Below are 10,252 nucleotides of genomic sequence, written 5' to 3'. Positions count from 1 at the left end.
GCCGAACCGCCCCCCCCCCCCGCCCCCCGTCCTGTGGTGTTGGTGGGTTTGGTGGGGGTGCCCCCCCCCCGGGGTCCCCTCCCCCCCGCCTCCCCCCCCCGCCTTGTCAGCCTGCTCGGTAGATCTCGATGTCGAGTGGGTGCCCCGGCGGAGTATCGGCGACTCTTTCGACGCCGTCGAGCGACGTGCCCAGCGGCGCTTGGACGACGGCTCCCCGTGCGCGCGTGCTGATCTCGTCGCTGAGGAATGTTCGAAGCATGTCGTTGCGGGTGAGCACCGCCCCCATCCAGCTCACGCGGGCGGCATCGCCTTCGTGCCATCCGGAACGACGCAGTGCCGCTATCACCGACGTTGCCAGCTCTGCGGCTGCGTCGCGGAGAATGTCCACTGCGATGCCGTCGCCGCCGTCGGCTTCCCGGCCGACGATCCGGGCGAACCCCGCGATCGACGCGACGTGGTCAGGCGCGGCCTGCATTCGCATGTACAACTCGGGGAGCGGACCGAACTCGTCGACGGCCGCTCGTTCCAGCGAGGTAGTGCCGCTGCGCCCGTCGAACGAACGCAGCGCGGCGTCGAGTCCGGCGCGGCCGATCCAGTAGGCGCTGCCCGCGTCACCGAGAAGGTGACCCCACCCGTCGATCCGCGCCGTACCGAGCTCACCGACACCCAGTGTCACCACTCCGGTTCCGACCGCCGTGACGACTCCGTGGTCGAACCAGTTGGCGCCGAGATACGCCGACACCGAATCATGAACCAGGAACACCGAGTCGACGCCGAGATCGGCCGTGAGTGCCAGCAATCCCTCGGGGCGTGACTGATCGGGGGTCAGCCCGGACACTCCCGCGGTGAGGGTCGTCGCGCAAATCGGCATGTCGGCGAGCGCACGGCGTGCGATCTCGGCGACCTGCTCGACGACCGGTCGCGACGTGAAGATCGGACCGTCGTCGTGGTCGGTCGTCGTACCGTCGACGGCGATACGCACGCGTGCGCCGCTTTGTCCGCCATCAATGCTGACGCGACGCTTTCCCGGTCCGGTTGTCATGGCACCTCCCGGTCCGAAACTACCCGCTCACGCGGCGCGTTCGATGGGGATCGGGATGGTCTCGAGGGCAACGTCGTTGGCGCGGTGGATCGGAAGAATGGGCACGCCGAAGCGTTGTGCAGCACTCGCGAGGAGCCGGCACCAGCCGAGATCGCGTGCGGTGATTCCGTCCGAACCGGGGCGCGTGAGCAAGAACGCGAGCGACAGATGCCCGTCGTCGTCGGTCACCGTGCGGAGCTGGGTCACCAATGTGTCGATGAGATGCGCGTCGGGCACGGTCGGCAGTGTCATGCGTGGCAGTGCCCCGGGGACCAGGCGATCATGGTCGATGAATCCGATCCAGAGGCAAGGTTCGCTGAAACCGAGCGGACCCATGAGGGCGCGCCAGCGTTGGCGCAACGCCTCGGTGCTGTCGAATGGCAGCTTCGCGGTCTTGATATCGGGAATCGGCTCGCTGTCTGGGATCGGTCCGCTGTCGGGTGCGCCGAAGGGATCGTCGGAGTTGGGGGCAGAAATGTTGTCGTGGTTCATGCGTGTCATCGTGGTCTCGATCGGGCGAGACGGTCAGATCCGCTTCCACAGCTGTGTACATCGATCTTGACAGGGCGTGAAGCGATGAACCGACCACATGGAACACTGGCCGCATGGGCCTGTTGACTCCGCTGGCGATCAAGATCGGTTCCATCCCCTGGATGCCGAAGTATCTTCCACAGATTGTGAAGTGCGACAAGGCGATTGCGGCGGTGACGCGCCAGCGCTATGGCCTACTCGATATCGCGGGCCTCCCGCACATCACGGTGATTGTGCGCGGACGCCGCAGCGGCGTCGAGCGTGCCACGGCGCTGCTCGCAGCACCCACCGATACCGGCTGGTTCATTGCGGGTTCGTATTTCGGTGGACCCGATATGCCGCAGTGGGTCTACAACCTGCGTGCCACGGACACGGTCAAGGTGCGTCACGAGGGGCTGACATCGGTGGCGTCGGTGCGCGAACTCGACGGCGACGAGCGCGTCCAGGCCTGGCAGATACTGCGTGCGACCTGGCCGAACTTCGACCTCTACGAAAAGCGCACAGACAGAAGGATTCCGGTCTTCTCGCTCGTCACAGACAAACGAGAAGACCGGACCACGAATCAGTGATGGTGTGGCGTGACGTCAGGAGCCGGTGAACTTCGGGTCGCGCTTCTCGAAGACCGCAGTGATCGCCTCGGTGAGGTCGTTGCTAGGCAGGAACGCCGCGTTCCAGACGGCCACGTACCGGAGGTTGTCGGCGACTGCGGCTGAACGGGTGTGATCGAGAACGGCTTTGACGCCCTTGACGACGAGCGGAGGATTGGCGGCGATCTGCTTGGCCGTCGTTCGTGCGAGAGCGAGGGACTCCTCGGGGGTCTCTGTGACCTCGTTGATGAGCCCTATCGTGGCGGCCCTTTGCGCGTCGATGTCCTTACCGGTGAGAGCAAGCTCGCGCAGGTGACCGTCGCCGATGATCGCGGGGAGCCGGGCGAGGCTACCCATGTCGGCGACCATGCCGACTCGCACCTCGCGGACGCTGAACTTGGCATCGGCACTCGCATAGCGGATGTCGGCTGCGGTGATCAGGTCGACTCCGCCACCGATGCACCAACCGCTGACGGACGCGACGACGGGAGTACGAGAGTCGGCAACGGCGTTGATCGCACGCTGCATGTCGATGATTGTGTTATGGAAGTCGGTGCGTGGCTTGGCTTTTGCATTGTCGGCCAACGCGGGGCCGAGTGCTCCGGACATCGCGGGAAGGTCGAGTCCGTAGGAGAAATTCTTGCCCGACCCGGTGACGATGATCGCGCGAACCTCGTCGTCGGCGTCGAGCGCTTCGATGATGTCGGGAAGTTCACGCCAGAAGTCGGGTCCCATCGCATTGCCCTTGCCGGGGCCGGTGAGACGCACTTCGGCGACCTGGTCGGCCACATCGACCTCGAAGGCCTTCCATTCACGGTCACTGACGGTCTGCTCGCTCATGGGGGTCAACTTACCGGAGGCCAACCTCCCCGGTCGGGGCGCCTGCACCGGCGAACACACCGTTGCCGGTCACCAGCGGGAGGTCGAGGGTGGTGCGGATACCTGCGGGTGCGTCGTGGACGGCCGGGATCGCGTTCACGATGCGTCCCATGGCGGCCACGATGGCGGCGTGGTTGTGATCGCCCTTCGCGCTCGTCGGCATGATGTCGACGCGGTACGACGGTTCGCCGACGATCTCGACCCGATAGCATCCACCTGGTTGCGAAGGCCTCGCCCAGTCGGGTCGGAGATCGTCGCGCAGTCGCGTGACGTGTTCGATCACGACGGCTTCGCGCTCGCCGGACATGCCGATGATCTCGAAACGCACCGCTGCCCGGGTGCCCTTCTCGACGACTCCCGCTGCGATCTCGAATTCCTCTGGCGCGGGCTCGCTTTCGTGATGCTCGATGACCTTGTCGATGGTGATGCCGAGCCCGGCGGCGAGGATCCGCATCGTCGTGCCCCACGCGAGTCCGAGGATTCCGGGGAGGAAGAGCATGGGCGTCTCGTCGAGTGGTTTGCCGAAGCCCATCACGTCGAACATCACCTCGGCGCCGTCGTAGGTCGCGTAGTCGGCGATCTCCATGCATCGGATCTGCTCGATCCGCTGACAGGTTCCTGCGAAGACGAACGGGATGAGGTCGTTGGCGAATCCGGGGTCGACGCCGGTGATGAATACGCTCGCGTTGTTGTCGTGCGCGGTCTTCTCGAGCTTGGCGATCGCCTTGTCGGGCATGACGCCCCAGGGATACTGCAGTCCGCCCGGTGCCGAACCGACGACGTCGATACCCGCGGACACGATCATGAGGATGTCGTTGAACGCGTCGATCGGGCGCGTGTCACCCATGGCGCAGTAGACGACGACATCAGGTGAGCGTCCGACGATCGCGCCGAGATCGTCGACGGCGAGGACGCCCGTGGCGCTGTCACTTCCGGCCAGGATTCCCGCGTCGACGCCGACCTTGTCGGGATTGTTCACGCAGACACCGACGAGTTCGAAACGGTCGTCGTCGATGAGTTGGGTCAGTGCGAGCCTCCCCGCGTTCCCGGTGCCGACGAGGGCCACGCTGATCGACATGTGCCGAAGCCTCCTTGCTGCGGTGAACAGCTGTCAGGGGTGAACACGAGTGAACATCTGTCCGGACTCGTGTCCATATCAGTAGAACACGGAACGACGCAGATGGGTAGAACGTGTTCTCATTTGGCCTCCGACCAGGTACCGTGTGTCGCCATGGGACGTGTGGACGGCAAGGTTGCGATCATTACCGGTGGTGCCCGCGGGATGGGTGCAGAGCATGCGAGGGCACTCGTCGCCGAGGGTGGAAAGGTCGTGATCGGCGACATTCTCGACGACGAGGGCAAAGCGCTCGCCGCTGCGATCGGAGACTCCGCGCGCTACGTGCACCTCGACGTCACGTCGCCGGAGGATTGGCAGGCCGCAGTGGCAGCCGCGATCGACGACTTCGGCAAAGTCAACGTTCTGGTGAACAACGCGGGCATCGTCAACGGGTCGACGGTTCAGAAGTTCCGCCTCGACAAGTGGAAACAGATCATCGACGTCAACCTGACGGGAACGTTCCTCGGAATCCAGTCGGTGGCCGACCCGATGATCGCTGCCGGCGGCGGATCCATCATCAACGTGTCGTCCGTGGAAGGTCTGCGTGGAAGTCCGTGGGCACATGGATACGTCGCGTCGAAGTGGGGTGTGCGCGGCCTGGCGAAGTCGGCCGCTCTCGAACTTGCGCCGCACAACGTGCGGGTCAACTCGATCCACCCCGGTCTCATCAGGACTCCGATGACGGAGGGTCTGCCCGAGGACATGGTCAAGGTGCCTCTCGGCCGTGCGGCCGACTCCAGCGAGGTGTCGACCTTCGTGGTCTTCCTCGCCAGCGACGAGTCGTCGTATGCGACCGGCGCTGAATTCGTCATGGACGGCGGGCTGTCCGCCGACGTGCCGCACAAATAGCGGGGTCTGGTCAGCGGTCGCGAATCATCCGCGGGATGAGCTGCACGAACACCACCATCCCAATCAGTTCGACGGCCGTCTGGGCCACCACCGCGGTTGCCGCGAGGTCGGCTCCTTCGTCCAGCGACAGGGCAAGGGGCAAGACCACCAACGAGTTTCGTGTCGCCCCGGAGAAGGAGACGGCACGCGTCGATCCGGTGTCGAGACCGAGGAGTCGGCCCACAGCCCACCCGATCAACGGCATCAGCACCAGGAACACGACGTAGATCCACAGCGCGCCGGCCACCGTCGAGAGATCTGATCCGAGGCGCGCCACCTGCGACGCAGCCACCAGCGCCAGAACCAGCGCCATCATCGGCACCATGGCGACGTCGAGTCGACGGATCAGCGATTCGCGCGGTGCACTGTTGCGTGTCCACAACTGAACCCCCCAGGCGCACACCAGCGGAATGACGATCAGGAAGACGAACGCCGACACAAACGGCGCAGGGTCGATTGTGCCGAGGGAGGCGCCGCCCCCGAGGAGCGCGAGATAGGCCGGCAGCAAAAGGAATTGGGCGATCAGCAACAGTGGGGTCGCTGCAAGCAGTCGGTCGCTGCGGGCCCCGGCGAGTCCGCTGAACACGATCACGTAGTCGACGCACGGACAGAGCAAGACGATCAACATCCCGAGGCGAACGGGATCGGACTCCGGCATCACCAGGGTCAACAGCGCCACCACCACGGGCACGGCCACGAAGTTGACGATGAGTACCGCACTCAGAAAACGCCAGTCACGCCACACCGTCGCCAACCCGGATACGGGGACCTGCAGGAAGGTCAAGAACAACAGTGCTGCCAGCGCCGGCGTCACCAGATACTCTGCGGCACTGCCGATCTCCGGCACCGCCGCCCCGACAAGGCCACCGAGAGCGAACGCGCACAGGTACACGGCGACCTGATGGCGTTCGAGCGACGCGCCTATCGCGGAAGCCTGCATGTGGCTATTGTCCCCAACGCAGGGCGCCGCGCGGTGGGCACCCTGCGGCGAGTGGGTGTGCCTACTGCGTTCCGAAGATCCGGTCGCCTGCGTCGCCGAGGCCGGGAAGGATGTACCCGTCGTCGTTGAGTTCGCGGTCCACCGCGGCCGTGTAGACGGGGACGTCGGGGTGTGCGTCGTGGAGCGCGGCGAGTCCTTCGGGACAGGTGAGGAGGCAGACGAATCGGATCGAGCGCGGCTGATATTCCTTCAGCCGGTCGACCGCCGCGACCGCAGAGTGGCCTGTCGCCAGGAGTGGGTCGACGATGACGACGTCACGTTCGGCGAGTTCCTTGGGCATCTTGAAGTAGTACTCGACAGCGATGTGCGTCTTCGGATCTCGATACAGCCCGATGTGACCGATGCGTGCGCCCGGCACCACGCTCAACATGCCGTCCGCGATCGACGTCCCGGCGCGCAGGATCGACGCGAAGACGAGCTTCTTGCCGTCGATCACTCGTCCCGTCGTCACCTCCATCGGTGTCTCGACCTTGATCTCGTGCATCGGGATGTCGGCGAGGACGTCGTAGGCCATCAGAGTCGAGATCTCGTCGAGGAGGCGTCGGAAGTCGTTGGTAGAGGTCTCTTTCTGACGCATCAACGTCAGTTTGTGTTCGACCAGCGGGTGATCGATGACGTGAACCGTGCCGCCCATGTGTGCTCTTCTCGTTCTTCGGACGGTCAGAAGACCGTGCCGTCGCTGATGATGGTCAGGGGTGGAAGTCCTTGTCGCCGTTGCGCGGCGGCCTCACGACCCGCAGCCCATGTGCCGCCTTCGAGGATGCACGCGAGGGGAGTGGCGGCAGCGTCGAGTCCGAGTTCGGTGCAGACCAGTGGCGCCAATTCGTCGAGCAGCGCCACGGTAAGCGCGCGCCACTCGACGATGAACTCGTCGTCGACCTGCCATTCGCGTGTCGACCAGTCGGCTGGAATGGGAACGAGGACTCCGGTGTCGAGAAGCAGGCCGCCGTTGCGGTATTCGGGCAGCGCGGTCAGGTACTCCAGTCCGGTGACGGGGATTCCCTCGTCGCCGAAGGGTTCGAGCAACGAGTACGTCAGCCACTGCGACAGCTTGTGGAACGGCATCCATCCGGCGGTGACGCCGTCGCCACCGACGTCGCTGTGCCGCCAGCAGTCTCCGAGTGGCCGATCGTCGATCCGATTGGCAGAGGGCCAGATCGGCGCGAAGTAGGTGAGCAGTAGTGCGAGGATGTCAGCTGCGCGAACACCATCGGTGCCACCGATCAGTACATTCCCCAGTCCGCCGGGGCGGCCGTCCTCGCCGAAGACACCCGGCGTCGCCTCCAGCACGTCGGCGAGTTCGTGGAGCAGCCCGAGCCGGCCCTCGACGCCGACAAGCGGATTGTCGGCAGTCACCTGGAATGCCTGCGCGAGTTGGTCAGCGGTCAGTGCTCGCAGACCTGCTGCGTCGACGCGCAGTGCATCCTCGTCGGTGCTGGAGAACAGACCATCGGTGAACGCGTGGAAACTGGCGACGCCGAGTCCCTCTGAGCGGGTGAGGCGGATGTCGGTGCCAGGCTCGTCGAAGTGCCACCGCGGACCTGCGCCCGCGTCGAGCAACACACTCACGACGGCGAGGTCGATACGCGTGCTGATCCGTTCAGCCACAGTTGACGCACTCATCCGCTGCGCCAGCCCGGCGACCCTGTGGACTCCCGCGGCCTCGAAGTGGCGCCATCGGCTGTGGAACGGGACGTCGAGGTCGGGGTAGCGTGCCCGTGTGACGTCCGCAACCAGGCTGACCGTCGTTCCGATGGCATCGTCGTCGACGGTGAACCAGTGCGATTGGCCCTCGCGTGCGCGGGTGAGAAGTGTTGTCGCCCGGTCGCGGATGGTGTCGGTGCTGTGCAGGGTCGCGAGGGGATCGACGACCGTGTCCGTCGCCCTCATGTGGTCAGACCCCGCCCTTTCGCCTTACGCAGTTCGTCGGCATCCGGGATCACGCCGCTCGTGAAGTAACCTGCTGCTGTCTTCGCGTCGATCTCCACGCGTGCGTCGTCGGGAATCAGGTAGTCGGGCAGGTCGACGCGTTCTCCGACGGTGATCCCGGATCCGGTGATCGCGTCGTACTTCATATTGCTCATCGAGACCAGTCTGTCGATCTTGGAGATTCCGAACCAGTGCAAGACGTCGGGCATCAGCTCCTGGAAGCGCATGTCCTGCACTCCCGCAACGCATTCCGTGCGTGCGAAGTACTGGTCGGCGGTGTCGCCGCCCACCTGTCGTTTGCGTGCGTTGTAGACGAGGAACTTCGTCACCTCGCCCAATGCGCGACCCTCCTTGCGCGAGTACGCGACCAGGCCGACGCCGCCGCGTTGTGCTCCGAGGATGCACTCCTCGATCGCGTGCGTGAGGTAGGGGCGGCAGGTGCAGATGTCGGAGCCGAACACATCCGACCCGTTGCATTCGTCGTGAACGCGGGCCGTGAGCTCGACGGTCGGATCGGCGAGGTCGCGCGGGTTGCCGAAGATGTACACGGTCTGCCCGCCGATGGGCGGTAGGAAGACGTCGAGGTCGGACCGTGTGACCAACTCGGGGTACATGCCACCGGTCTCTTCGAACAGAACGCGACGCAATTCCGTTTCGCTACAACCGAATCGCTTGGCGACCCCGGGCAGGTACCACACCGGTTCGACGGCGGCTTTGGTCACAAGTGCGGCGCCGTTGGGCAGCAAGGTCTCGTTGTCGGGTACCAAGCGCCCCTTGGCGATCGCCTCGGCGATCTCGGGGAGGATGACGTGAGCCTTCGTGATGGCGATGGTGGGGCGGACGTCGAACCCGGCGGCGAGGTGATCGGGAAACGAGTCAGCGATCGTCGCGCCCCAGGGGTCGATGCTGACGATGGCCTCGGGGTCGCTCCACTGTGGGTAGGGGCCGACCACGTCTGTGGGCGAGGTATTGGTGAGGTCGGCGCGGTGTTCGCGTGAGAGCGCCCCGCTTGCCACTGCCAATGCCCGGTACACGCTGTACGAGCCCGAATGAGTGCCGACGACGTTGCGGTGTCCGCGCGTCGTGGTGGTCGCGATGACGGGGCCCCGCTCTGCCGCGGTCGACGCTCCCCAGGTGATCGGCGGAGCGTCGACTCCACCGCTGTGCGACGTCAATCTGATGTGACCGGGCAGACGCTGCCCGGATGTCGGTCTGGCCTGTGCGCCGGAGTCGGTTGACACGGTGCGCTCCTTCCGCGGGTGGCCCCGGCGTCGCGGTCGGAGCCACCGTGAGGTCGCGTCGGCGCGTCGGGAAACCGCCAGCATAGCCACAACCAGAGGCTCTCGCCGGGCGAGTGATGGCCCGTTGGTTGGCTAATCACGTTGACGACGACACGAGGTCGACGGCAGACTCGACTACGTGTCTGCACCATCTGTCCGCCTCGTGCGGTGTGAGGGGGTTGTCGGCGTGCATGCCGACAACAGATAGCCGTCCGCTCTGAGTGCGCGCTCGCCGTGACCGGTGAGTGCGCGATCGTTCATACGCCGATCCGGCTGTCCTCATCGCTTCGTGCCGTCTCCAGGGGTTCCAGACTCCAAGGTTCTCAGGTTTCCAAGGGCGGCACGCCACTCACGGAACAGGTGAATTCACCATGCGACAACTCTCCGAAAAACAACTGCGCGCGTCCCTCGTCAATGCCTCGGTACGGGAACGCAAAGAACTCCATCTGCCCACCGAGTTCGACACGCTCGACTGGGATCAGCTCGAATACCTCGGTTGGCGCGACCCCAAGACGCCGACCATCGGGTACCTGGTCGTCGATCTCGCCAACGCTTCCGACGTCCCTGATGCGTCCGATGTGTCTGACTCCGAAACCGCGGACGGTCTCGTCGGCCTGCGCCTGCGGGCGGGCGTCGTGCCGCCACGCACGCGCGTGTTGTGCGCACTGTGTGAAGACGTCTCGATCCCGAACGAGGTCCTGCTATACACGGCGCGGCGCGTGGGCAAGGCCGGTCGTCGCGGCGACACGATCGGCACATTGATCTGCTCGCACTTCGAGTGTTCACGCAACGTCCACCGGTTGCCGTCCTCGGCGATGGCAGGTCAAGATCGGGAAGCGTTGCGGCTCAACAGGATCGACAATCTACGCGACCGAGTTCGACGCTTCGTCGTACGTGCCGGAGCCGACGAGATCGCCTGACGCACGAGCCCGCCGACAACGAGCGCGGGGCCGGGATCGG

11 protein-coding genes are annotated in these 10,252 nt (G+C 65.2%); 3 read left to right on the top strand and 8 right to left on the bottom strand.

Translation table 11 applies throughout. The features are described 5' to 3' along the window. Nucleotides 1-106: 106 nt before the first annotated feature. The gene (locus A5777_RS01285) at nt 107-1,042 is read right to left on the bottom strand and encodes a BadF/BadG/BcrA/BcrD ATPase family protein (RefSeq protein ID WP_064861358.1); all 936 of its coding nucleotides are present in this window, start codon (nt 1,040-1,042) and stop codon (nt 107-109) included. A gap of 27 nt (nt 1,043-1,069) precedes the next feature. After that, nucleotides 1,070-1,573: a hypothetical protein gene (locus A5777_RS01280; RefSeq protein WP_082933494.1), complete on the bottom strand. Its 504-nt coding sequence runs from the start codon at nt 1,571-1,573 to the stop codon at nt 1,070-1,072. 113 nt (nt 1,574-1,686) lie between these two features. On the opposite strand from A5777_RS01280, the gene A5777_RS01275 reads away from it, so the two are divergent. Continuing rightward, entirely contained in the window at nt 1,687-2,181 is a 495-nt protein-coding gene (locus A5777_RS01275; RefSeq protein ID WP_064861356.1) for a nitroreductase family deazaflavin-dependent oxidoreductase, read from the top strand. Between the two features lie 15 nt (nt 2,182-2,196). Here A5777_RS01275 and A5777_RS01270 read toward each other — a convergent pair whose 3' ends face one another. Together A5777_RS01270 and A5777_RS01265 are read right to left on the bottom strand one after the other, a co-directional pair. Further along, nucleotides 2,197-3,039, bottom strand: coding sequence for a crotonase/enoyl-CoA hydratase family protein (locus tag A5777_RS01270; RefSeq protein ID WP_064861355.1), 843 nt, complete (start codon nt 3,037-3,039; stop codon nt 2,197-2,199). 10 nt (nt 3,040-3,049) lie between these two features. After that, on the bottom strand, nt 3,050-4,156 hold the full coding sequence (locus A5777_RS01265; RefSeq protein WP_064861354.1) for an NAD(P)H-dependent amine dehydrogenase family protein: 1,107 nt from the start codon (nt 4,154-4,156) through the stop codon (nt 3,050-3,052). Nucleotides 4,157-4,309: 153 nt separating this feature from the next. Between A5777_RS01265 and A5777_RS01260 the strand changes: the two genes are divergently transcribed. Beyond that, on the top strand, nt 4,310-5,044 hold the full coding sequence (locus A5777_RS01260; protein WP_005206781.1) for a glucose 1-dehydrogenase: 735 nt from the start codon (nt 4,310-4,312) through the stop codon (nt 5,042-5,044). Nucleotides 5,045-5,054: 10 nt separating this feature from the next. Here the strand turns inward: A5777_RS01260 and A5777_RS01255 are convergent, their stop codons facing one another. The 4 genes from A5777_RS01255 to A5777_RS01240 all read right to left on the bottom strand — a co-directional run bounded on the left by A5777_RS01255 (nt 5,055) and on the right by A5777_RS01240 (nt 9,253). After that, the gene (locus A5777_RS01255; protein WP_064861353.1) at nt 5,055-6,023 is read right to left on the bottom strand and encodes a bile acid:sodium symporter; all 969 of its coding nucleotides are present in this window, start codon (nt 6,021-6,023) and stop codon (nt 5,055-5,057) included. Nucleotides 6,024-6,084: 61 nt separating this feature from the next. Next, a complete protein-coding gene (gene upp / locus A5777_RS01250; protein WP_049700665.1) occupies nt 6,085-6,717 on the bottom strand; it encodes a uracil phosphoribosyltransferase in 633 nt (210 codons plus the stop codon). Between the two features lie 26 nt (nt 6,718-6,743). Beyond that, nucleotides 6,744-7,973: a URC4/urg3 family protein gene (locus A5777_RS01245; RefSeq protein ID WP_064861352.1), complete on the bottom strand. Its 1,230-nt coding sequence runs from the start codon at nt 7,971-7,973 to the stop codon at nt 6,744-6,746. Next, a complete protein-coding gene (locus tag A5777_RS01240; protein ID WP_064861363.1) occupies nt 7,970-9,253 on the bottom strand; it encodes a GTP cyclohydrolase II in 1,284 nt (427 codons plus the stop codon). Before A5777_RS01240 ends, A5777_RS01245 begins: the two co-directional genes overlap by 4 nt. Before the next feature lie 410 nt (nt 9,254-9,663). On the opposite strand from A5777_RS01240, the gene A5777_RS01235 reads away from it, so the two are divergent. Next, on the top strand, nt 9,664-10,212 hold the full coding sequence (locus A5777_RS01235; protein WP_064861351.1) for an FBP domain-containing protein: 549 nt from the start codon (nt 9,664-9,666) through the stop codon (nt 10,210-10,212). Nucleotides 10,213-10,252: the final 40 nt, after the last annotated feature.

Source organism: Gordonia sp. 852002-10350_SCH5691597 (genome assembly GCF_001665715.1).
Classification (GTDB): domain Bacteria; phylum Actinomycetota; class Actinomycetes; order Mycobacteriales; family Mycobacteriaceae; genus Gordonia; species Gordonia sputi.
Note: the sequence above shows the minus strand (reverse complement) of the source record. Positions and strands in the feature narration are given on the sequence as shown.

Coding starts and splice junctions, on each gene's coding strand:
- A5777_RS01285 (WP_064861358.1), bottom strand. CDS start 1,042: ATGACAACCGGACCGGGAAAGCGTCGCGTCAGCATTGATGGCGGACAA.
- A5777_RS01280 (WP_082933494.1), bottom strand. CDS start 1,573: ATGAACCACGACAACATTTCTGCCCCCAACTCCGACGATCCCTTCGGC.
- A5777_RS01275 (WP_064861356.1), top strand. CDS start 1,687: ATGGGCCTGTTGACTCCGCTGGCGATCAAGATCGGTTCCATCCCCTGG.
- A5777_RS01270 (WP_064861355.1), bottom strand. CDS start 3,039: ATGAGCGAGCAGACCGTCAGTGACCGTGAATGGAAGGCCTTCGAGGTC.
- A5777_RS01265 (WP_064861354.1), bottom strand. CDS start 4,156: ATGTCGATCAGCGTGGCCCTCGTCGGCACCGGGAACGCGGGGAGGCTC.
- A5777_RS01260 (WP_005206781.1), top strand. CDS start 4,310: ATGGGACGTGTGGACGGCAAGGTTGCGATCATTACCGGTGGTGCCCGC.
- A5777_RS01255 (WP_064861353.1), bottom strand. CDS start 6,023: ATGCAGGCTTCCGCGATAGGCGCGTCGCTCGAACGCCATCAGGTCGCC.
- upp (WP_049700665.1), bottom strand. CDS start 6,717: ATGGGCGGCACGGTTCACGTCATCGATCACCCGCTGGTCGAACACAAA.
- A5777_RS01245 (WP_064861352.1), bottom strand. CDS start 7,973: ATGAGGGCGACGGACACGGTCGTCGATCCCCTCGCGACCCTGCACAGC.
- A5777_RS01235 (WP_064861351.1), top strand. CDS start 9,664: ATGCGACAACTCTCCGAAAAACAACTGCGCGCGTCCCTCGTCAATGCC.